General features: G+C 35.1%; 23 protein-coding genes and 5 tRNA genes. 5 read left to right on the forward strand and 23 right to left on the reverse strand.

Features of this window, described 5'->3' with window-relative positions; genetic code table 11:
• Window positions 1–17: 17 nt before the first annotated feature.
• The 17 genes from rplK to Q1A01_RS09785 form a co-directional block, all read right to left on the reverse strand.
• On the reverse strand, window positions 18–458 hold the full coding sequence (rplK, locus tag Q1A01_RS09705; protein WP_299679602.1) for a 50S ribosomal protein L11: 441 nt from the start codon (window positions 456–458) through the stop codon (window positions 18–20).
• A gap of 82 nt (window positions 459–540) precedes the next feature.
• Window positions 541–1,095 (reverse strand): transcription termination/antitermination protein NusG, encoded by a 555-nt coding sequence (nusG, locus tag Q1A01_RS09710; RefSeq protein WP_299679605.1) that lies wholly within the window; start codon window positions 1,093–1,095, stop codon window positions 541–543.
• 9 nt (window positions 1,096–1,104) lie between these two features.
• The gene (gene secE, locus Q1A01_RS09715; protein ID WP_299679608.1) at window positions 1,105–1,308 is read right to left on the reverse strand and encodes a preprotein translocase subunit SecE; all 204 of its coding nucleotides are present in this window, start codon (window positions 1,306–1,308) and stop codon (window positions 1,105–1,107) included.
• Window positions 1,309–1,360: 52 nt separating this feature from the next.
• Window positions 1,361–1,433 (reverse strand) — tRNA-Trp (locus Q1A01_RS09720).
• 99 nt (window positions 1,434–1,532) lie between these two features.
• The gene (gene tuf, locus Q1A01_RS09725; RefSeq protein WP_299679611.1) at window positions 1,533–2,720 is read right to left on the reverse strand and encodes an elongation factor Tu; all 1,188 of its coding nucleotides are present in this window, start codon (window positions 2,718–2,720) and stop codon (window positions 1,533–1,535) included.
• A 124-nt stretch (window positions 2,721–2,844) separates the two neighbouring features.
• A tRNA-Thr gene (locus Q1A01_RS09730) sits at window positions 2,845–2,916 on the reverse strand.
• A gap of 45 nt (window positions 2,917–2,961) precedes the next feature.
• Window positions 2,962–3,034: transfer RNA gene (locus tag Q1A01_RS09735), tRNA-Gly, on the reverse strand.
• 133 nt (window positions 3,035–3,167) lie between these two features.
• A tRNA-Tyr gene (locus tag Q1A01_RS09740) sits at window positions 3,168–3,249 on the reverse strand.
• Between the two features lie 87 nt (window positions 3,250–3,336).
• Window positions 3,337–3,410, reverse strand: a tRNA-Thr gene (locus Q1A01_RS09745).
• 110 nt (window positions 3,411–3,520) lie between these two features.
• The gene (gene raiA / locus Q1A01_RS09750) at window positions 3,521–3,826 is read right to left on the reverse strand and encodes a ribosome-associated translation inhibitor RaiA (RefSeq protein WP_299679614.1); all 306 of its coding nucleotides are present in this window, start codon (window positions 3,824–3,826) and stop codon (window positions 3,521–3,523) included.
• 67 nt (window positions 3,827–3,893) lie between these two features.
• Window positions 3,894–4,784, reverse strand: coding sequence for a tyrosine-type recombinase/integrase (locus tag Q1A01_RS09755; protein ID WP_299679617.1), 891 nt, complete (start codon window positions 4,782–4,784; stop codon window positions 3,894–3,896).
• Between the two features lie 170 nt (window positions 4,785–4,954).
• Entirely contained in the window at window positions 4,955–5,149 is a 195-nt protein-coding gene (gene rpsU / locus Q1A01_RS09760) for a 30S ribosomal protein S21 (protein ID WP_299679620.1), read from the reverse strand.
• Between the two features lie 91 nt (window positions 5,150–5,240).
• Entirely contained in the window at window positions 5,241–6,419 is a 1,179-nt protein-coding gene (locus Q1A01_RS09765; protein ID WP_299679623.1) for an acyl-CoA dehydrogenase family protein, read from the reverse strand.
• Between the two features lie 58 nt (window positions 6,420–6,477).
• Entirely contained in the window at window positions 6,478–7,353 is an 876-nt protein-coding gene (locus tag Q1A01_RS09770) for a helix-hairpin-helix domain-containing protein (protein WP_299679626.1), read from the reverse strand.
• 18 nt (window positions 7,354–7,371) lie between these two features.
• Entirely contained in the window at window positions 7,372–8,973 is a 1,602-nt protein-coding gene (locus Q1A01_RS09775; protein ID WP_299680022.1) for an alanine/glycine:cation symporter family protein, read from the reverse strand.
• A 96-nt stretch (window positions 8,974–9,069) separates the two neighbouring features.
• Window positions 9,070–10,080 (reverse strand): potassium channel protein, encoded by a 1,011-nt coding sequence (locus Q1A01_RS09780; RefSeq protein WP_299679629.1) that lies wholly within the window; start codon window positions 10,078–10,080, stop codon window positions 9,070–9,072.
• Between the two features lie 3 nt (window positions 10,081–10,083).
• A complete protein-coding gene (locus Q1A01_RS09785) occupies window positions 10,084–10,314 on the reverse strand; it encodes a PspC domain-containing protein (RefSeq protein WP_299679631.1) in 231 nt (76 codons plus the stop codon).
• 259 nt (window positions 10,315–10,573) lie between these two features.
• Between Q1A01_RS09785 and Q1A01_RS09790 the strand changes: the two genes are divergently transcribed.
• From Q1A01_RS09790 to Q1A01_RS09800, 3 genes are read left to right on the forward strand one after another with little or no spacing between them, the layout of a single operon-like run.
• Window positions 10,574–10,747, forward strand: a complete 174-nt coding sequence (locus tag Q1A01_RS09790) for a Lacal_2735 family protein (RefSeq protein WP_299679633.1) — start codon at window positions 10,574–10,576, stop codon at window positions 10,745–10,747.
• Between the two features lie 58 nt (window positions 10,748–10,805).
• Window positions 10,806–12,644, forward strand: coding sequence for a DNA polymerase III subunit gamma/tau (locus tag Q1A01_RS09795; RefSeq protein ID WP_299679635.1), 1,839 nt, complete (start codon window positions 10,806–10,808; stop codon window positions 12,642–12,644).
• Between the two features lie 27 nt (window positions 12,645–12,671).
• Window positions 12,672–13,253, forward strand: coding sequence for a tRNA-(ms[2]io[6]A)-hydroxylase (locus Q1A01_RS09800; protein ID WP_299680025.1), 582 nt, complete (start codon window positions 12,672–12,674; stop codon window positions 13,251–13,253).
• A gap of 76 nt (window positions 13,254–13,329) precedes the next feature.
• On the opposite strand, the gene Q1A01_RS09805 is transcribed toward Q1A01_RS09800, so the two are convergent.
• The 5 genes from Q1A01_RS09805 to pdxH all read right to left on the reverse strand — a co-directional run bounded on the left by Q1A01_RS09805 (window position 13,330) and on the right by pdxH (window position 18,268).
• Entirely contained in the window at window positions 13,330–13,971 is a 642-nt protein-coding gene (locus Q1A01_RS09805; protein WP_299679638.1) for a porin family protein, read from the reverse strand.
• A gap of 212 nt (window positions 13,972–14,183) precedes the next feature.
• Complete coding sequence (locus Q1A01_RS09810; RefSeq protein ID WP_299679641.1) at window positions 14,184–15,071, reverse strand: exopolyphosphatase; 888 nt, start codon at window positions 15,069–15,071, stop codon at window positions 14,184–14,186.
• A complete protein-coding gene (gene ppk1, locus Q1A01_RS09815; protein ID WP_299679644.1) occupies window positions 15,071–17,134 on the reverse strand; it encodes a polyphosphate kinase 1 in 2,064 nt (687 codons plus the stop codon). The genes Q1A01_RS09810 and ppk1 overlap by 1 nt, the downstream gene beginning before the upstream one ends.
• Before the next feature lie 3 nt (window positions 17,135–17,137).
• Complete coding sequence (locus Q1A01_RS09820; protein ID WP_299679647.1) at window positions 17,138–17,620, reverse strand: histidine phosphatase family protein; 483 nt, start codon at window positions 17,618–17,620, stop codon at window positions 17,138–17,140.
• A 3-nt stretch (window positions 17,621–17,623) separates the two neighbouring features.
• On the reverse strand, window positions 17,624–18,268 hold the full coding sequence (pdxH, locus tag Q1A01_RS09825; protein ID WP_299679650.1) for a pyridoxamine 5'-phosphate oxidase: 645 nt from the start codon (window positions 18,266–18,268) through the stop codon (window positions 17,624–17,626).
• 153 nt (window positions 18,269–18,421) lie between these two features.
• On the opposite strand from pdxH, the gene Q1A01_RS09830 reads away from it, so the two are divergent.
• The gene (locus Q1A01_RS09830) at window positions 18,422–18,793 is read left to right on the forward strand and encodes a hypothetical protein (RefSeq protein ID WP_299679653.1); all 372 of its coding nucleotides are present in this window, start codon (window positions 18,422–18,424) and stop codon (window positions 18,791–18,793) included.
• Between the two features lie 11 nt (window positions 18,794–18,804).
• Window positions 18,805–20,382 (forward strand): hypothetical protein, encoded by a 1,578-nt coding sequence (locus tag Q1A01_RS09835; RefSeq protein ID WP_299679656.1) that lies wholly within the window; start codon window positions 18,805–18,807, stop codon window positions 20,380–20,382.
• A gap of 277 nt (window positions 20,383–20,659) precedes the next feature.
• Here the strand turns inward: Q1A01_RS09835 and Q1A01_RS09840 are convergent, their stop codons facing one another.
• On the reverse strand, window positions 20,660–21,070 hold the full coding sequence (locus Q1A01_RS09840) for a hypothetical protein (protein WP_299679659.1): 411 nt from the start codon (window positions 21,068–21,070) through the stop codon (window positions 20,660–20,662).
• Window position 21,071: the final 1 nt, after the last annotated feature.

Genomic DNA, 21,071 nt, shown 5'->3' on the forward strand with positions numbered 1-21,071 from the left:
AATTTTCTTTTTGGATGTTAAGCTGGAGCATCTCCACCTTTAACCGTAATACCCATTGATCTTGCAGTACCAGCAACCATTTTCATAGCGCTTTCTATTGTAAATGCATTTAAATCAGGCATTTTGTCTTCTGCGATAGTTCTTACTTGATCCCAAGTAACTTTTGCGACTTTTTTACGGTTAGGTTCACCAGAACCACCTTTTACTTTAGCTGCTTCCATTAATTGAACTGCTGCTGGTGGAGTTTTAATTACAAAGTCAAAAGACTTATCTCCATAAACAGTAATAACAACAGGAAGTACTTTACCGGCTTTATCTTGTGTTCTAGCATTAAATTGCTTACAGAACTCCATGATATTAACTCCGGCTGCACCTAAAGCAGGTCCTACTGGTGGAGAAGGGTTTGCGGCACCTCCTCGTACTTGTAACTTTACAACCTTACTTACTTCTTTTGCCATTTTTCAAAATTTAACTTTGACTTGTTCTTAGAGTTGGAAGCAATAGAACAAAATCCAAAATATTAGTGTAACACTTAATTATTTATACTTTTTCTACTTGCATGTAACTTAACTCTAGCGGTGTTTTTCTTCCAAATATCTTCACCATCACCTCTAGTTTACGTTTTTCCTCATTTACCTTTTCTACAGTTCCATTAAAACCATTAAAAGGACCGTCAATTACTTTTATAGTTTCACCAACAGTATAAGGAATTGCTACATTATCTTGTTTTACAGAAAGCTCATCTACTTTTCCTAGCATACGATTTACTTCTGCCTTACGAAGTGGCACAGGATCTCCTCCTTTTACCTCTCCTAAAAACCCAATCACTCCATTTATTGATTTAATAATATGAGGGATTTCTCCTCCCAAATGAGCTTTTACCATAATGTAACCAGGAAAATAAACTCTTTCTTTGTTTATTTTCTTCCCATTACGGATTTGGATTACTTTTTCTGTAGGAACTAAAACCTCTTCTATATAGTCCTGAAGATTAAGTCTTGTAATCTCCTGTTCTATATAAGCTTTGATCTTATTTTCTTGACCACTAACAGCCCTTACTACATACCAATGTTTGGTGTTGTTTGTTTTAGCCATAGTTAAAAATTAAGAACCTACTACTACTTTTTCAAAGTACAACTTGATCACATTACTAAACACAGAATCAATACCCCAAATTGCTAAAGAGAAAATAATTGAAAAAACAGCAACTACTACCATAAGACGCTGTGCTTCTGCTAGAGGAGTCCATGTCACATGATTCTTTAACTCGTTGTACGATTCTTGTACGTAATTTATTAATCCAGCCATAATTTTATTCTTATTTAGAAAATGACAAACAATGCTTTATCATTTTACTTAGCACGGGTTGAGAGACTCGAACTCACGACACCTGGTTTTGGAGACCAGTGCTCTACCAACTGAGCTAAACCCGTATATTAAAAAGGGACGCTAAACGCAAACACCTTTTAAACAAAAGTCAAGGCGTTCCGAACAATCGGAACACCTTTACTTTTATAAATTCATTTATAGTCTTAGTCTAGGATTTCAGTAACCTGACCAGCTCCTACAGTTCTACCACCTTCACGGACAGCAAAACGAAGACCTAAATTTAATGCGATAGGCTGAATAAGCTCAACAGTAATTGTTAAGTTATCTCCAGGCATTACCATTTCAACTCCTTCAGGAAGCGCAATGTTTCCAGTTACATCAGTTGTACGAACGTAGAACTGAGGACGGTAGTTATTATGGAATGGAGTGTGACGTCCACCTTCTTCTTTTTTAAGGATATAAACCTCTGCTTTAAATTTAGCATGTGGTGTTACAGATCCTGGCTTTACAATTACCATACCTCTAGAGATTTGAGTTTTCTCAATACCTCTTAAAAGGATACCTGCATTATCTCCAGCCTCTCCTCTATCAAGGATTTGACGGAACATCTCAATACCAGTAATAGTAGAAGTTAACTTTTCAGCACCCATACCGATGATCTCTACAGGATCTCCAGTGTTTGCGATACCAGTTTCAATACGACCAGTTGCAACAGTTCCACGACCAGTAATAGAGAATACATCTTCTATAGGCATTAAGAAATCTTTTTCAGTCTCACGTAATGGCTCTTCAATCCATGTATCAACAGCATTCATAAGCTCTAATACAGTATCAACCCACTTTTGCTCACCATTAAGTGCTCCTAAAGCAGATCCAGCAACTACAGGACCATTATCTCCATCATACTCATAGAAAGAAAGAAGCTCTCTAATTTCCATTTCAACAAGCTCAAGTAATTCTTCATCATCTACCATATCCACTTTATTCATGAATACAACAATACGAGGAATACCTACCTGACGACCAAGAAGGATATGCTCACGTGTTTGTGGCATAGGACCATCTGTAGCAGCAACTACAAGAATAGCACCGTCCATTTGAGCAGCACCAGTTACCATGTTCTTTACGTAATCGGCGTGACCTGGACAATCAACGTGTGCGTAGTGACGTGATTCAGTCGCATACTCAACGTGAGAAGAGTTAATAGTAATACCTCTTTCTTTTTCTTCAGGAGCATTATCAATTTGATCAAAAGCAGAAGCTTCTGAATAACCAGCATCTGCCAATACTTTCGTGATAGCAGCAGTTAAAGTTGTTTTACCGTGATCTACATGCCCGATAGTACCAACATTTAAATGGGGTTTCGAACGATCATATGTTTCCTTTGCCATAATGTAATTATTTAATCTTTAGTCTTAGTTATTATTAGTGTACTAAATTCTTATTGATCGACCCCCTCTTCATCTAAACACAAAAGGCTAGTACGACCTGTACTTATTTAATTATTTTTTTTTGAGCCAACGACGGGATTTGAACCCGTGGCCTCTTCCTTACCAAGGAAACGCTCTACCCCTGAGCTACGTCGGCTAGTTTACGCTTTCGCGAAAGCTCAATACCCAAAGGCATTTATAGAGCGGGAGACCGGGTTCGAACCGGCGACATTCAGCTTGGAAGGCTGACGCTCTACCAACTGAGCTACTCCCGCATTTATCAACATCGTCTACAACGACATTAAAAGGTTTTTCAATATTTCAAAACACACCACACAATTCATAATATGGTGATACAAAAAAAATCAAGTAAAAATGCATTAGATTTTTACTTGAAAATAATTAGAGTGGGGAGAGCAGGATTCGAACCTGCGAAGTTAAAAACAACGGAGTTACAGTCCGTCCTCGTTGGCCGCTTGAGTATCTCCCCTTTTATCAATTTTTTCGGATGCAAAAGTATGCATTTTAAATCAATAAATAACAATAATTTTAAAGAACTTTTTTAATCTTTTTTTTGAGCCGATGGAGGGACTCGAACCCACGACCTGCTGATTACAAATCAGCTGCTCTAGCCAGCTGAGCTACATCGGCTTTTTATACTTTTAAAAACCTCTAAAGAGACATAAAAAAAGTCCGTTATTTCTAACGGACTGCAAATGTAGACAATTTTAATATCTAACAAAACATTTTGTTTATTTTTTTTACGCAATATGTGCTCTTAATTTTTCTTTTCGCTTTTTTAGCACTCTTTCAAGCGATTGCACACACACATCTGTACCTTCTTCAAAAGATTTTGCATTCTTTTTTACAATAAACTCATCTCCAGGTACACTTATTAGTATTTCTACAATCTTATTTTCAGGCTTATTATTGGGCTCTAGTTTCAAAAACACATCTGCATGTATTATTTTATCATAAAATTGCTCTAACTTATTTAATTTCTTCTCGATAAATTCAATCAATTTTACATCTGGATCAAATTGTGGTGCTTCAACAGTTACTTTCATATGCCACTATATTTTAAGGGTTAGAACTTTGATAGTAATCATACTATCATATTTTCACAAACAACAATCACTTCTTATTTCGAGGATGTGCATTACTATAAACATTGCGTAGTGTTTTAATACTATTGTGTGTATACACTTGCGTAGATGCTAGACTTGCATGACCTAATAAATCCTTTACAGTATTTAACTCTGCTCCTTGGTTAAGCAAATGCGTAGCAAAAGAATGCCTAATAATATGCGGACTCTTTTTGATTTTGTTTGACGTCTTACTAAAATAATGATTTATTATCCTATAAACAAGTGTATCATACAATTTAATTCCTTTCTTTGTTATAAGAAGTGGTGCACCCTTTTCATTTTGAGAAATCTCATTTCGCTTCTCCAGATATTTAACAATAGTTACACAAACATTAGACAGCAAAGGCATCAAACGCTCTTTATTTCGCTTACCTATAACTCGTATTGTTTTTTGAGACAAATCAACACTACTTATCGTTAGCCCTATAAGCTCTGCACGCCTCATTCCCGTCCCATACAACAACTCCAACAACAAAAGATCTCTTAGAGACTCAAAATCATTAGAAATAGATAATAAATCAAAAACCTCAGACATTTCATTTTCAGAAAAGGGAATTTGAAGTTTTTTTGATGTTTTTAATGCTTTATGCTTCACCAAAGGAGACACATCAATAACTTCTATTTTCACAAGGAATTTATAAAATGATTTTAAGGACGATATTTTCCTATTAATACTTCTATTAGATATCCCTTCATCTACAAGTGCAACAATCCAATTTCGTATTTGATTATAATGCATTTCATGAAGTTCTACATCACCATCGTTTGCTTTCGCGAAAGCAAAAAAAGCTCCAATATCTTTTTGATACGCAAGGATTGTATGAGAACTATAATTCTTCTCTAATGTAAGATAGTCTATAAACGCATTGAGATACATAAGTTAGCTGCAGGGCATCATTAAATAAGATTCACTCTTGATTGGGAATAAAAAAACCGTTACTTCACAAAGATATACTTTATAAAGTAACGGTTATGTATCTTGAAAGAGATCATCTCCTTCTAAAAATCCAGACACCTCATATAAATTATGAGTGACGGATACTATTTCTAGATATTTTCTTTATCTCTAAGACCCTGAATATAAGAAGCCTTTTGAATTTCACGTCTTCTACTTACAGAAGGTTTTGTGAACTGCTTACGCTCTCTAAGATTACGCATAGTCTTAGTACGATCAAATTTACGCTTGAAACGTTTTAGCGCTCTATCTATATTTTCTCCGTCTTTTACTGGTATAATTAACATAGTGGGACCTCCTTTCTTTAAATTCTTATTCTGTTTTCAGGCTGCAAATATACTACTATTAGTTATTCCTGCAACCTAGTATTGATTTTTTTTATGCTTTTGTTTCAGTTTGCACTTTATATTCTTTTTTATCGATAATCATTTTGGCAATAATCTCTCTAAGAATATCTGAAGTTCCGCCACCTATAGGACCTAATCTACTATCACGCAGCATTCTAGCCATAGGATATTCTTCCATATACCCATAACCTCCTAACATTTGCAAGCAATCATAAATTACCTCGTCTGCTATTTTGGTAGCGGTTAATTTTGACATGGTTGCCTCCTTTACTACATATTCACCTTTATTAAGACGATATGCAATTGAATAATTAAATGCTTTTGACATTTCAACCTCTGCTTTACGCTCTGCTATTTTATGTCGTAATGCTTGAAAACGATCTATAGATTGCCCAAAAGCTTTACGCTCTTTCATATACTCCAAAGCATACTCAATAGCAAATTCTGCTCTTGCATGCGCATTAATTCCCATAATTAAACGTTCTGTTGCAAAGTGTTGCATGATATAACCAAAGCCTTTATTTTCTTCTCCCATTAGATTTGCCACAGGAATACGCACATTATCAAAAGCTATTTCTCCTGTATCGGAAGCTCTCCATCCTAGTTTATCTAATTTTGTAGCAGACACCCCTGGTGTATCACGGTCTACTACAAAAATACTCATTCCCTTCCCTCCTAGTTCAGGGCTTGTTTTTGCTGCAACGACCAAATAATCTGAATAGACTCCATTTGTGATAAAAGTTTTTGAACCATTTAACACATAATGATCTCCATCTTTTTTTGCAGTGGTTCTCATTCCTGCTACATCACTACCTCCAAAAGGCTCTGTAATACACAAACAACCTATTTTCTCACCTGTAATACTTGGCGCAAGGTATTCTGATTTTATTCGCGTATCGCCCTCAGCATTAAGATGTGTCATCGCCAGATAAGCATGCGCCCATATAGCAGCCGCAAATCCGCCTGAATTTATTTTCTGAAGTTCTTCAAGAAGGATTACAGTATAAAAGAAATCTAATCCCATACCTCCGTATTCTTCAGGATAAGCGATTCCAAAAAAGCCCATCTCTCCAAACTTTTCCCAGATGAATCGATCAATCTTTCCAGTTTCCTCCCATTTATCTATATGAGGAACCACTTCCTTTTGAAGGAAATCCTGTAAACTTTTTCTAAAAAGATTATGTTCTTCTGTAAAATATAATTCGTTCATCTTTATTCTTAAATTTAGGCTTAAAATCGTGTAATCGTTAAACAGATTTGTAGTCGTTCTATTTAACAGACAAATATAACTTAATTCTAGCAAATTTGTAGTCTGTCATTCCATCTAGTCCTGACAATTCCTCTAAGGTTTTAACACCTTCATGTAGTAATCTATAATCCACAATTTCCTTTGCTAAGTCAAAATTAAGTAATGGTATTGTGGCTAAATCTGAAGCGGTAGCAGTATTTACATTTATATAATGTATTGTCGGTTTTTCTTTTACCGTATACTCATTAAGCACAGCTCGTTTTTGTTTTGTAGAAACCCCATAGACGTCGTATAATTGACCATCTACTTGATATCCGCCTATTTTTCGAATATGACGTAGTATCTTATCTGCTGCAACTTCATCTACCCCTTCAATAACTAATAATGCATCTAATGTTATTTTATTTAAATCCTTTTTTTGATCGTATGTTTTCCATTTTGGTTGATGCACATACTTTTTTCTTGGTTTTGGATTTGTTACCCAATCCGGAAATTTAAAATAAGGAGAAATAATATCTAGTAAAGAATCAGAAACCTTCGTTACTTGTTTGAAATCTGCAATGGAGTTAATCCATTTTCCGCTTTCGCGAAAGCGGTGCAAGCGATCTACCTCTTCCAAATTCATTCCCAAGGTATATCCCTTATAATCTGTAATATAATTAGGATTAAAAGGATAACGCTTAGGTTTATTATTTTCTATCGCAAGCACCTTAAGTGAATCAATTTGTTTTTGAAAAGCAAGAACTTCTAATTGCTCTTCTTCTGAGATTGCAATATCTTGAGAAGGTTGATACCAAAACGAAATGCTTATAAGAATAAGTATGATTCCTATAAATACTAAAATCCCACTTCTTTTTTGTCGATCATAAAAGAAGTGGGATTTTAAATTATTCATTATAGAATGTTTTCTTTATTAACTGTTACCAGCTTTAATAGCATCAAAGAATCTCTTTAGTTGTTTCTTCACAACTGGGAATAAGAAATAAAGTCCAACCATATTCGGGAACACCATTGCAAAGATCATTGCATCAGAGAATGACCAAATAGATCCCATACTTGCAGCTGCCCCTACAATTACAAATAATAAGAATAAAATCTTATACACCATATCTGCCACCTTTCCACGTCCAAATAAGTACTTCCAAGACTGAAGCCCATAGTATGACCAAGAAATCATTGTCGATACAGCAAATAGTACTACCGCAATTGTTAAGAATACGCCAGAGTAAGGGATATATTGTGCAAATGCTTTTGATGTGATACCCGCTCCTTCAAATTGAACTCCATCAATAAAAACAGCACCAGAACCATCTCCTCCATACTCAAAGTATCCACCAAAGTTAAAGATCACAATAACAAGCGCCGTCATCGTACAAATTACTACGGTATCAATAAATGGCTCTAATAACGCCACAAGACCTTCACTAGCAGAATATTTTGTTTTTACAGCCGAGTGTGCAATAGAAGCAGATCCTGCCCCAGCTTCATTTGAAAAGGCAGCACGCTTAAAGCCTACCAACAGTACTCCTATAAGACTCCCTACACCAACGGCTGTTGGATTAAAAGCTTCAGATATTATTAAGCTAATAGCATCATCTACTAATCCAAAGTTGCTAAATATAATATAAAGACAGGCTAAAATGTACATTACTGCCATTAGTGGTACTACTTTTTCAGTTACAGAAGCAATACGCTTGATACCTCCTATAATAATAACTCCTACCAAAACAGCCAAAGCTACACCAATCCAAAAACCAGCTCCTGTACTCTGCAAATCAAATAATTCTTTTAGTACAATCGTTGCCTGATTAGATTGAGCTGCATTACCTCCTCCAAAGGAACCTCCAATACAGAATATTGCAAATAATACCGCTGTTATTTTTCCTAGTGTGCCAAATCCTTTTTCTTTAAGACCTTTACTTAAATAATACATAGGACCTCCATAAACAGTACCATCTTCTCCAACATCTCTATACTGCACACCAAGTGTACATTCTACAAATTTTGTAGACATCCCTAATAAACCACAAATGATCATCCAAAACGTTGCTCCAGGACCACCTAATGCAATCGCTAATGCAACCCCTGCAATGTTACCATTACCCACAGTACCAGACACAGCTGTTGCCAATGCTTGAAAGTGACTTACTTCCCCATCTTGACTCTCATCTCGAATGGTATCTGGAATATCTCCATCTACTGCTGCATTTTCATCTCCTAAGCCATGATTTTCTATATCATCATATTTACCACGCACTACGTTAATAGCCTTTCCGAAGTATCTGATATTTGGAAAACCAAAATAAAGCGTAAAAAAGATAGCACTAAGTACTAGTAAAATAATCACAAAAGGAGCTCCTTCAAATACTTCAAAAAATATCACTTTGCCTACTGCATCAGAGAAAGGTTTAAAAGCTTCATCGATTTTTTGATCTATACCTTTTTCAGCGGCATCTTGAGCAAACGTAAGTAGAGGAGTTAAAATGGCTAAAATTGAAAGAAGATATTTCTTCATCATTTAATGTATGTTAGGTTATTATTAAAACAGTTAGCAATATGCAAAAAAAAGCTCCTTAATCAAAGGAATGACTCTTAAAATCGGTTACAAATACTAAATTCCAAAAATACGATGTAAGTTCACAATTTGTTCTGGACGTCCTATCACAACCAGTTTAGAACCTTTTTTCAGAATAAAATCTGCACTAGGATTAACGGTATACTTTCCATCTGGAGATTTGTACCCAATAATGGTACAACCAGTTTTATAACGTAAGTCTATATCTTTTATACTTACTTCTCTTCCATCTGGACAAAATTTTTCAAAACCAATTTCTTCTACATTAATAGAATCTTCTTCTCCTACCACAGAAAGGTTATCTAAAAACTCTATAAGATCTGGTACTACGACTAGAGATGCCATATGATCGCCTCCTATTCTATTAGGCATAATCACATTATCAGCTCCGGCCAGTTTTAATTTCTTTTGAGAAGTCTCATACTCTGCTCGACTTATGATTTTAAGTTGTTGATTCAGCTGTCTTGCACTTAAAACCACAAAAAGATTGTCTGCATCATCTGGCAATGCAGAAATTAACGTACTTGCTCGTGCTACTCCAGCTTTTAATAATGTTTCATCTTCATTAGCATTACCATTTACAAATAAAGTATCTGCATCTTCATAACGTTGCACAACATCTTCTTCTTTATCTATAATAACAAAAGACTTATTATATGCACGAAGTTTTTCTACGGCTTGCTTTCCATTACGTCCATAACCACATACAATAATATGATTTGATAATTTGTCTATTTTTTTCTGCACTTTTCTATGTTTTATGGTATCGTACGCATTTCTACTTATAATGTACTCTGTGATTACAGATATAGCATATCCCACAATAACTACACTACACAATATAAGAACAACTGTAAAAACTTTTGCTTCTGGAGTTAACGGATTTACTTCTCCAAACCCAACGGTAGTTACCGTAATAACAGTCATATAAAGGGCATCTACCCATCCATAGTCAGCAATCGCCTTATATCCTAAAACCCCTATAAGTAAGGTTACCAACACGAGTGTGATGGCTACATATATTTTAGATCTAAAAAACTCAAACATACGCTATAGATCAAAAACTGATGTTCGTTTTGTGTATACTAAATCTTTTAACTTTAATAAAAAAGCAGATGTAAGATATAAAGCAAAACCAACACCCAATGTTGCAAAAGATATATAAATAAAAAACAATCGCACATTTTTTGCTCGCATTCCTAATCTATCAGCAAGACGAGAAGAAACATAAAATCCGTGCTTCTCAAAATAGTGTCTTATATTATATACTAGCTTTAACATTATTGCAAAATACGAAAGTATGTGTACATATTTTATACTCGCTATGTATTTTGATTAGATTTCTTCAATTCTCTTCCCCCTTCTCTAAAAGCTCAATAGTAGATTTTTTTATAACATCTATTGGGATTTAAGAAAAAGAATAAAAATTAAGTGTTCAACTAATTACTACTTCATCAAAATACGCAATGAATATTCTATATCTTTTTGCATCATAATATCACAAATACCATATTAAATCTGTATTTTTAAATAAAAAACTATGTTTGGACTTTTTGGTAAAAAATCACCCCTAGAAAAATTACAGAAACAGCATAAAAAAATACTTGAAGATGCATTTAAACTTTCAAAAACAAATCGTTCCGAAAGTGATGCCTTGTATGCAAAAGCTGCTGAAATTGAAAAAGAAATCGCAGCGCTTTCTGTTAATAAATAAATTAGAAATCTTTGCAGCAATAGGCTGTTTTTGAAATCCCTATTTTATATTTGTAATCATGGAACATTTCATCGTATCAGCTAGAAAATATCGCCCTCAAACATTTAAAGATGTTGTGGGTCAGCAGGCTATCACCAATACGCTTGAAAATGCCATAGCAAATAATCATCTAGCACAAGCACTTCTTTTTTGCGGCCCACGTGGTGTTGGAAAGACAAGCTGTGCTCGTATTTTAGCAAAACGTATCAATCAAGATGAAAACACACGTCCTGATGAAGATTTTGCTTTTAATATTTTTGAATTGGATGCTGCTTCCAATAACTCTGTAGATGATATACGAAACCTAATCGATCAAGTACGTATTCCTCCACAAGTTGGAACTTATAAAGTGTATATTATTGACGAGGTACATATGCTATCACAGGCAGCATTTAATGCATTTCTTAAAACGCTAGAAGAACCTCCTAAGCATGCTATTTTTATATTAGCAACTACTGAAAAACATAAGATTATACCTACGATACTATCACGTTGTCAAATTTTTGATTTCAAAAGAATCACGGTAACTGATGCAAGAAAACATCTTGTTCAAATTGCACAAGAAGAAGGTATAGAAGCAGACGAAGAAGCATTGCATATTATTGCTCAAAAAGCAGATGGTGCTATGCGAGATGCATTGTCTATATTTGATAGAGTTGTAAGTTTTAGTGGAAAAACGCTTTCGCGAAAAGCGGTAACAGAAAACTTAAATGTGTTAGATTATGACACTTACTTTACAGCTACAGATTTTATCTTAAAAAATGATATCCCACAGTTACTATTACAATTTAATGATATCTTATCCAGAGGATTTGATGGACATCATTTTATAGCAGGACTCGCTTCTCACTTTAGAGACTTAATGGTCTGCAAAAATCCACCGACAATACATCTATTAGAAGTAGGTGATGGTACTAAAAAGAAATACTACGAACAATCACAACAAACCGAACTCGCTTTCTTATTAAAAGCGATTGACATGGCAAACAATTGTGATCTCACGTATAAAACAAGTCGTAACCAAAGACTACTTGTAGAACTTTGCCTAATGCAGCTTGCCTCTATCACCTATGATGGAGAAAAAAAAAATGACCAACCTTTCATAATTCCGCCGTCATTTTACAAACTATCTCCTGAACATGCTCAAAAAGTAGATAGATCTCTAAAAACAACAGCTAGTATTACAAATGAAGCTGCTCCTGTCGCTGAAACTGTCGTAACTTCTACTCAACCAGTAGTTCCTGTTACACAAACCATCACTACTCCTGCTCAGCCAACAACACCAGTTGAAACCTCAGCACAGCCTACCATTATAAAAACGCATACAGAAGTAGCACCTGAAACACCAAAAACCGATGCTACTCCAGCAATAACGCAGCCTAAAATTGCCATCACAAAAGAGCGTATTTCTGGCTTATCATTAAAAGGACTACAACGCAAAAAAGAATTAGAAGAAAAGCGTAAAGAGCAAAAAATAGATGTTACTAATCTGCCGAAAGAACCCTTTACTGAAATTGCAATGCAAGCCGCATGGAAAGAGTATGTGGTTAAATTATCTAATCGAGGGGAAAAAATCATAGCCTCCAATCTAGAAGCTGATACCCCAAAACTAGATGGGACCGTAATACAACTAGAATACCCTAACGCTACAATGAAGGTAGAAGTTGAAAGAGCGCAAGGTCCCTTACTAGAATTCCTTAAAAGGAAATTAAATAACTATGATATTACCCTTGACATTGTTGTAAATGAGGAAGTACAACGTAAATATGCATACACACCTCAAGAAAAATATGATAAATTAAAGGAGCAAAATCCTGATTTAGAAATTCTTAAACGCGCATTTGATTTAGAATTATAACCTATGGAAGAGAAAGAACCTATACAGATGCTACATCTTAAATTACCCACAGATCCAAGATGGGTAAATATTGTAGAAAAGAATCTTGATGAGATCCTTACCGATCATGCGTATTGTGAGCAAAAAGCAGCATCATCTGCGATCTCCTTTATAATTGGTTTCCCTGAATATTCAGACCTCGTATCAGAAATGAGTGATCTTGCACAAGAAGAAATGAGTCATTTTAAAATGGTACATGATCTTATGGTAGAGCGTGGATTATCACTTGGACGCGAACGTAAAGATGCCTATGTACATAAATTGAGATTTTATTTCCCGAAAGGAGGATCAAGAGTAGAAAGCTTAATTAATAGACTTCTTGTTGCTGCTCTTATTGAAGCTAGAAGTTGCGAACGCTTCCGGTTACTTTCTGAAGAATTAGAAGATAAAAAGTTAGCCCGTTTTTATAAAAAACTAATGATTAGTGAAGCCGGTCATTATACAATGTTTCTTAGTTTTGCTCGCAAATATGGAAAACGAGAAGTAGTTGACGCCAAATGGCAAGAACTCCTTGATTTTGAAGCACAAGTAATGAAAGAATTAAGTGTAAGTGAAACGATACACGGATAACCGTTATTATATAGTATAAGAAAATCCCTAATCAAAATTATTTGATTAGGGATTTTTTATATGGTAAATATATCTCTTATAACCTATATCCAATACTTAAGGTAAAGAAGCTATTTTTTCCTTCTGCATTAGTTAGTACATTATCTCTATTAGCTTCATTTGTATCTTGTGAGAATAATGGTAAATCTACTGCGGCATCATCTTCAAACACTTCTGTAAAACCTATCGTATAACGAGCTTCTAAGAAGATATTCTCTGTAACTTGATAGCCTACTCCTCCAAAACCAGAGAATTCAAAACTTGTAAAATTATCAGATTGCTCAAACGCAGAAATTTTTAATCCCGCTTGAGGTCCAGCATTTATAAAGAATTTATTAAAGTTAATTTTTAGTGCTAGTGGCAATTGAAGGTATTCATATCGTAAACCTTCAAATTTATTTCCTTGAGCAGAATATCCAAACTCAGGCTGAAAACTTAAACGCTCACTAAGGGGAAACTCTGCAAAAAATGAAGCTGCAAATCCTATTCTACTTCCTTCTTGAGAATCAAAACCTCCTTGTCTTGGTGTATCACCTGCTAAGTTTACAATATCAAAAGAGAAACTATTAATCTGACTTACATTCACACCTAATTTGAAACCATATCCTACATTTTGACCATAGGATAACGAACAAAATAGAAATACTAAAACGCTAGATAATAATGTAATTTTTTTCATAATGTATAAGTGTTATGAGCTATAAAATGTGATGATTCAATGTTCTATACTGTTACATCTTTATAGCTAAAGAATGTATCTTCCGAGTGAAAGATACATTCTTTTATGGGTTTTATAAAAAAAAACAAAAGAACGATGGGTATTAATCTTTGAATGTTTAAAAAACATCGATTAATGACCTATATTGATTCTAAGTTGAACGATAAATACTTCTATTTTGATTTGTAAAGTGTCTTTATAATACCGTCAGATAGTCCTATAGTAGGCACAATAACATGCTCTGCATTTGCCCATTTCATGGCTCGCAAATAGATCTTAAGTGCAGGAATAATAACATCTGCTCTATCAGGATTCAATCCTAATTTAACAACACGCTCATCATAACTTAAATCTTCCAACATTTTGTAAAAGTTGAGCATATTTAAATACGAAAGCGATTTTCTAGATTTCTTCCCATTCATTTTAATAATCTTATTGATATTACCACCAGAACCAATAACCGTTATTTTTGAATAGCTTTTTGTTTGTTCTTTTATCCAAATAGAAATTGCTTCCCATTTAGATTCATCCACAAGGTTTTTAAGAATACGTACGGTTCCTATCTTAAAAGATTTTGAAGCCTTCATTTCACCCTGATCATATAAAGTACATTCTGTACTACCACCTCCTACATCAACATATAAGTATACCTTATCTTTTTCTATAACACTATGCAAATCTGTTGCAGCAATGATCGCAGCTTCTTCCTTACCATCAATAACTTCTATAGCAATAGATGTTTTTTCTTTGACTAATTGCACTACTTCATCACCATTTGAAGCTTCTCTCATTGCAGAAGTAGCACAAGCTCTATAATATTTTACTTGATGTGCATTCATGAGCAATCTAAAAGCCTGCATAGCATCTAACATTCTTTGGGTGTTTTTTTCTGAAATTTCTCCCACAGAAAACACATCTTCCCCTAAACGAATAGGCACTCTAATAAGCTCATTTTTTTTAAAAATTGTAGGCTCATTTCCCTGTTCAATTACATTAGCGATCAAAAGTCTAATCGCATTAGAACCTATATCAATAGCTGCATATTTTTCAATAGTCAACATTAATTACCTATAGCGTTTAAATAGTATTTATATGTAGCTAATTGAGATCTCACTTTAGGCTTATCATTTTCTACATAAGCATTGTCTTGTCTCTCATTAAGTTTTCTTGCCTTCACATTATCATTCCAACATATATCTAAGGTTTCTAAGATCTCTCTTTTCACATCTTGATCATAAATAGGACAACTCACTTCCACTCTATTATCTAAATTACGAGACATCCAATCTGAAGAAGATATATACACTTTTGACTGCTCTCCTTTTCCAAAAACATACACTCTTGGATGCTCTAAGAATCGATCTATAACACTAATAGCACGTATATTATCACTCAATCCAGGTACACCAGGAATCAAGCAACAAATACCTCTTACAATTAAATCTACCTTTACACCTGCTTGACTAGCATCATACAATTTATCTATAATGGCATAATTAGAAAGACTATTCAATTTAAGACGAATATACCCTTTACCTCCTTCTTCTACTTTCTCTATTTCTTCATCTATCAATCTATAAAATGTATTCCTACTATAATGAGGAGACACTACTAGATGTTTATACTTATTAACGATATAATTGGTATCAAAAAACACAAACAGCTTTGATAAATCCTTCAATATTTTTTGATCTGCTGTAAATAAGGTATAATCTGTATAAATATTAGCTGTTTTATGGTTAAAGTTTCCTGTACTTATAAAACCATATCTTTTAATTTTCTCATTTTCTTCACGCTCAATCACACATACTTTACTATGTACTTTTAAACCAGGAACACCAAAAATAAGCTTCACCCCTTGATTCTCCATTTGTTTTGCATACATCATATTAGATGCTTCATCAAATCGAGCTCGCAATTCTATTTGTACCGTAACTTCCTTTCCATTTTGAGCGGCATTAATTAAAGCACTTGCGATATGAGATATTTTTGCAAGCCTATAGATCGTAATCTTAACCGACTTCACCTTTGGATCTAGTGCGGCCTCTCGTAAAAACTTAATCGTGTAGGCAAATGTATGATAAGGTGCATATTGCAAATAGTCTTTTTGAGCTATTTTCTCAAACATGCTACAATCTAATGTAATCCCTTTTATAGGAAGTGGTTTCTGTTTTGGATACAGTAAATCTTTACGCCCTAAACTAGGGAATCCCATATAATCTTTTCGGTTGTGATACCTTCCTCCAGGGATAATACTATCATCATTTTCTATATCCAGCTTCTTCAGCAAGAAATCTAACGTCTCTTTCTCTATGGTTTTATCAAATACAAATCGTACAGGCGCTCCATCTTCTCTACCTTGTACAGATCTTGATAATTTTTCTATAAAACTTTTTCCAAGATCAGATTCTATATCTAGTTCTGCATCACGGGTAATTTTAATCATATGAGCAGAAATAGACTCATAATCAAAAATATTAAAGATACTATCCAAGTTATATCGAATCACATCATCGATCATAATGATACGATCCTGATCATCTATCTTTGGAAGCACTATAAAACGATCTATACTACTTGGGATTTCAAGTAATGCATACATAGGAGCTTCTTCTCCTTTCATCACCATCTTAATAGTAAGATATGCATCCAGATCTTGAATACGAGGTAATTCTACATCCTCTCTCAAGATAATGGTTTCTATAGCTGGACTCACTTCTTCTGTAAAAAAGTCTTTTACAAAACGTTCATGTTCATCATGCTCAATCTCTGTTTCTTTAATCACATGAATTCCTTCCGCTTCAAGCTTTTTATAAATATCTTGTAAAATATGTAAACTCTCTGCCTGTTGCTCAATCACAATATCTGTAATCATAGGCAACAGTTCTTCTGCCGTATACACCCCTAATGCCTTTCTTCCTTTACGTCCTGCTCTTACAATACGGCGTACCGTTGCATAGCGAACTTTAAAAAACTCATCAAGATTATTAGAAAATATACCTAAAAAACGGAGCCGTTCTATTAAAGGTACTGTCTCATCAGCAGCTTCTTGCAATACACGCCCATTAAACTGTAACCAACTTAACTCTCTATTTATATACTTACTCTTCTGGAGTTCATTCATTCTTTATAATTCTTTAGGTATGCATGTAAAAATAGTCTCTCCCAGACTCATATCTTTCCAATGATCTATATCAAATGTAATTGCAGTAAATCCACAAGTAGGAACATTATCTACAAATAGATGCCCGTACGTATTTACAAAATTAGTCATTGCATTATTATGACCAAACACCATAAGACAATCAATAGCATCATCACAATTTCGAATCACATCTACAAGATCACGTCCGTCAAAATCATAGAGTCTATGATTCAGTACAATTTCTTCTTCTGGTATTTGGTACGCTTTCGCGAAAAAAAACGACGTCGTCTTTGCTCGCATCGCATCACTACTCATCATCAGGTCTGGCTTGGGCATTTTACTAGCCACATGTGCTGCCACTCTAGGCGCATCAGTAAGCCCTCTATCATTTAAAGGACGCTCATGATCTATCACATCAAATTTCCAACTAGACTTCGCATGGCGAACTACATACAATGTTTTCATATATCAGGGTGCTAAACGTTCTTTCATCCATTGTTTTCCATCCCATCTATATCGAATTCTATCATGAAGTCTGCTCGGTCTTCCTTGCCAAAACTCGACAGAAACAGGTGTTACTAAATAACCACCCCAATGTGACGGTCTTGTGATATCTTCATTAGCATATTTCGCTTTAAGCGTAGTCATTCTATCCTCTATCACTTGACGACTTTCAATCACCGTACTCTGATTTGAAACCAAAGCTCCCAATTGACTATCCTTTGGGCGTGCATTAAAATAATGATCAGATCGCTCTGAAGATACTTTACGTACATTTCCTTTGATCACCACCTGACGTTCCATACTTGGCCAAAAAAAAGATAATCCCACCTGAGGATGCTTCGCCATACTCATCCCTTTTTCACTTTCGTAATTTGTATAAAATACAAACCCTTCCTGATCATACTCTTTTAATAACACAATACGTGATTTAGGAAAACCATCTTCGCCCAAAGTAGCAAGTGTCATCGCATTAGGTTCTTTCACCCCTCCATCTTCTTCTATCTCCTTATACCAAGTAGCAAATTGTGCTATAGGATCATCACTTATATCCGCAATAAGCAAAGCTCCCTTTTCATAATTTTGTCTAAATGCATGTAAGTCTCTGTTCATACCTGCTAAGGTACGAGAAAGCAAACGAAGTTAAAAGTAGTCATACACGGTTTCACATAGAATTAACCTTGCACCACCAATTACCAAATAGGGGCATTCACCCCTTGCTATAACACCATGACTTTTATAACTTTACAAGTAAACCATTTTCTTATGAAACCACAAAGAAAACAATCATTTTACATGTATCTATTAGGAATAGTATTCCTTTTATGTAGTTTATCATCTTGTGTAACTACACGTGTGGAAGCAAATCCATACCAAGACAGTGCAGTAAATATAGAATGCCAAAAACAACATAGTTGGAGTTACTTCTGGGGACTCAAACAAAAACGTGTCAATGCAAATCCTGAAGTAGAAGACGCCGTTTGCCCATGTCGTGAAAAAGCCATGAGTTGGGTCGAGACAAAATCTTCCCTTGGAGATTTCTTATTAAGCTTAGTAACAATAGGAACTGTAAACCACCGAACAGTAACGTATGGATGTGCAAGAGCACAAGACGGCGATGGAGGATTAGACGATTAATACCACACACTATGATACCAGAAGGATTAGAAAAATTACCCATTCAAGAATGGACCAATAAGCACGAAAATTTCACACACGATCTCGTTCCCAATACTTCTTTTAAAGTATATAATCCCACAGGAGCAAGTCGTCGAGAACGCTATCATAAAACCACTAAAAACTTTCAATGGCTCATCAAACACGGTATTGATAACGATATCAAATTACGTGCAATGGGAAGTGGTTGGTCATTTACCAAAGTAGGTGTAACTGAAGGAGGTCTTATCGATACGGCTTCTTTAAACTTTTCATTTCCGCTTACGCGAAACTATGTAGCGACCGACTATCCAAAACAACCACAAGATCTCTACTTCCTACAATGTGGTAGTATTATCTACGAAATCAATAATCGGTTAGCAACGAAAAATCCTGCGCGATCTATCAAAGCATCAGGAGCTAGTAATGGTCAGACCATTGCTGGAGCTTTATCTACAGGAACCCATGGTGCTGCTTTTGAAGTAGGTGCCATCCAAGATTTTGTAGTAGGACTACATCTTATCACAGGACCTAACGAACATATGTGGTTGGAGCGAGCTTCTTATCCCGTTGCGGCACCTAAATTTGTCAATTGGTTAGACGCCAAAATCATTAAAGACGATGCATTATTTGAAGCCGCATTAGTTAGTTTTGGAAGTTTTGGCTTTATACACGGCGTCATGATAGAAACCGAACCTGTTTTCTTATTAGAAGAACATCGTAAAGGAGATATTCCTTATAATGCTATTTTAAAGAAAGCCATGACAGAACTAGACTTTTCTGGTCTTAATTTACCAGGAGCAGGTCCTAATAAAGAACTCTATCATTTTGAAGTACTCTTTAACCTTCACAAGTTTGAAAAGAACAATCCAGATAAAGGCGCTTTCTTAAAGTATATGTACAAGAAACCCTATCAATTACCCTACACACCTGTGGTACGTGACAACAATTTTACCTACGGAGATGATTTATTAGGTATTATATCTTCTACTCTTGACCGATTAGGAGTCATTTCAGACCTTTTAATTCCACCTATGGTCAATACCATGTTTGGACTCGCCTTCAAACCGCAACCGCCACAAACAGGAACCATACGCGAACTCTTTAACTACACTAAATTCAGAGGAAAAGTAGCGAGTGCAGCGATAGGAATAGACATTGCAGATTCAGCCAAAGTCGTAGAAGAAATCATAGACGTCAATAAAAAATGTCCTTTTCCCGGCGGACTTTCTTTACGGTATGTAAAAGGAACGAAAGCTACTCTAGGATTTACAAAATTTACGCACACCTGTGTCTTAGAAATGGATGGCGTAGATAGTAAAGCAGCACGTACTTTTTATGAAGCCGTCTGGAACCGACTAGAAGAAAAGAACATTCCATATACATTGCATTGGGGTAAAATTAATTTTAACCTCAACAAAACGCGTGTTAAAAATATGTATGGCACTGCCCATGTAAATGCATGGATTGATGCTCGTAATACACTACTCACGAATGACACAGCAAAAGTATTTACCAATAAGTTCATAGAACGTTGTGGTTTGGATACGCTTTTAGGGCCAATTGTTTAATTATTAGAAAAAAAGTATAGGTCATAGAATATAGACATTCACAAAATAGAGTAACACTCTAAATTAGAGTAGTACTCTATTTTGTATTACTATAAACACACCCCTTACTCCCGTCTTCTTAGAGGGGAAACTGCCATATTTTTTAAGCATTCGCTTGAGTATTACTAGGTACACTTTCGCTAACCAGTCTGCCGACAGGCGGGAGCAGAAAAAAGCTCCTCACCTCTCTGAGGGGAGGTGGATGAATTGAAGTATGAAATTCAGACGGAGGGGAGTTTTATTTTTTCTTCTTCTTCCCTTTTATAAATCCTTTCTGGACTAACAAATCACGAATGGCTTTATTATGCTTGACGATACGCATATGTTCTTCATAAGATAATTCTTCATCATCATATAGTGCCTCGTAGTTTTCAAGCAATTCTACTTGATCTGTCGCCATAAAATAACGTCTATGCTCGGTATAGCCATCGGCATCGAGAAAATATTCACAGACATACCCATTGTCTTCTGTAATTTTAAAAGCAATGGTAATATTGTTTTTCACCGCAGTAGATCCTGCAATGCGATATACGCGATCGGGATAGGTATCTTGTTTTACCAAAAAAAGATTACGTGGTATTAACTGATCAAAGTGTTCTTGCAATTGAGCTGCAGCAGCTTTGGATATTTTTTTCTTTTCTTCCATCATC

The sequence above is a fragment of the uncultured Dokdonia sp. genome, from assembly GCF_947492815.1.
Lineage (GTDB): Bacteria > Bacteroidota > Bacteroidia > Flavobacteriales > Flavobacteriaceae > Dokdonia.

Coding starts and splice junctions, on each gene's coding strand:
- rplK (WP_299679602.1), bottom strand. CDS start 458: ATGGCAAAAGAAGTAAGTAAGGTTGTAAAGTTACAAGTACGAGGAGGT.
- nusG (WP_299679605.1), bottom strand. CDS start 1,095: ATGGCTAAAACAAACAACACCAAACATTGGTATGTAGTAAGGGCTGTT.
- secE (WP_299679608.1), bottom strand. CDS start 1,308: ATGGCTGGATTAATAAATTACGTACAAGAATCGTACAACGAGTTAAAG.
- tuf (WP_299679611.1), bottom strand. CDS start 2,720: ATGGCAAAGGAAACATATGATCGTTCGAAACCCCATTTAAATGTTGGT.
- raiA (WP_299679614.1), bottom strand. CDS start 3,826: ATGAAAGTAACTGTTGAAGCACCACAATTTGATCCAGATGTAAAATTG.
- Q1A01_RS09755 (WP_299679617.1), bottom strand. CDS start 4,784: ATGTATCTCAATGCGTTTATAGACTATCTTACATTAGAGAAGAATTAT.
- rpsU (WP_299679620.1), bottom strand. CDS start 5,149: ATGTTAATTATACCAGTAAAAGACGGAGAAAATATAGATAGAGCGCTA.
- Q1A01_RS09765 (WP_299679623.1), bottom strand. CDS start 6,419: ATGAACGAATTATATTTTACAGAAGAACATAATCTTTTTAGAAAAAGT.
- Q1A01_RS09770 (WP_299679626.1), bottom strand. CDS start 7,353: ATGAATAATTTAAAATCCCACTTCTTTTATGATCGACAAAAAAGAAGT.
- Q1A01_RS09775 (WP_299680022.1), bottom strand. CDS start 8,973: ATGAAGAAATATCTTCTTTCAATTTTAGCCATTTTAACTCCTCTACTT.
- Q1A01_RS09780 (WP_299679629.1), bottom strand. CDS start 10,080: ATGTTTGAGTTTTTTAGATCTAAAATATATGTAGCCATCACACTCGTG.
- Q1A01_RS09785 (WP_299679631.1), bottom strand. CDS start 10,314: ATGTTAAAGCTAGTATATAATATAAGACACTATTTTGAGAAGCACGGA.
- Q1A01_RS09790 (WP_299679633.1), top strand. CDS start 10,574: ATGTTTGGACTTTTTGGTAAAAAATCACCCCTAGAAAAATTACAGAAA.
- Q1A01_RS09795 (WP_299679635.1), top strand. CDS start 10,806: ATGGAACATTTCATCGTATCAGCTAGAAAATATCGCCCTCAAACATTT.
- Q1A01_RS09800 (WP_299680025.1), top strand. CDS start 12,672: ATGCTACATCTTAAATTACCCACAGATCCAAGATGGGTAAATATTGTA.
- Q1A01_RS09805 (WP_299679638.1), bottom strand. CDS start 13,971: ATGAAAAAAATTACATTATTATCTAGCGTTTTAGTATTTCTATTTTGT.
- Q1A01_RS09810 (WP_299679641.1), bottom strand. CDS start 15,071: ATGTTGACTATTGAAAAATATGCAGCTATTGATATAGGTTCTAATGCG.
- ppk1 (WP_299679644.1), bottom strand. CDS start 17,134: ATGAATGAACTCCAGAAGAGTAAGTATATAAATAGAGAGTTAAGTTGG.
- Q1A01_RS09820 (WP_299679647.1), bottom strand. CDS start 17,620: ATGAAAACATTGTATGTAGTTCGCCATGCGAAGTCTAGTTGGAAATTT.
- pdxH (WP_299679650.1), bottom strand. CDS start 18,268: ATGAACAGAGACTTACATGCATTTAGACAAAATTATGAAAAGGGAGCT.
- Q1A01_RS09830 (WP_299679653.1), top strand. CDS start 18,422: ATGAAACCACAAAGAAAACAATCATTTTACATGTATCTATTAGGAATA.
- Q1A01_RS09835 (WP_299679656.1), top strand. CDS start 18,805: ATGATACCAGAAGGATTAGAAAAATTACCCATTCAAGAATGGACCAAT.
- Q1A01_RS09840 (WP_299679659.1), bottom strand. CDS start 21,070: ATGATGGAAGAAAAGAAAAAAATATCCAAAGCTGCTGCAGCTCAATTG.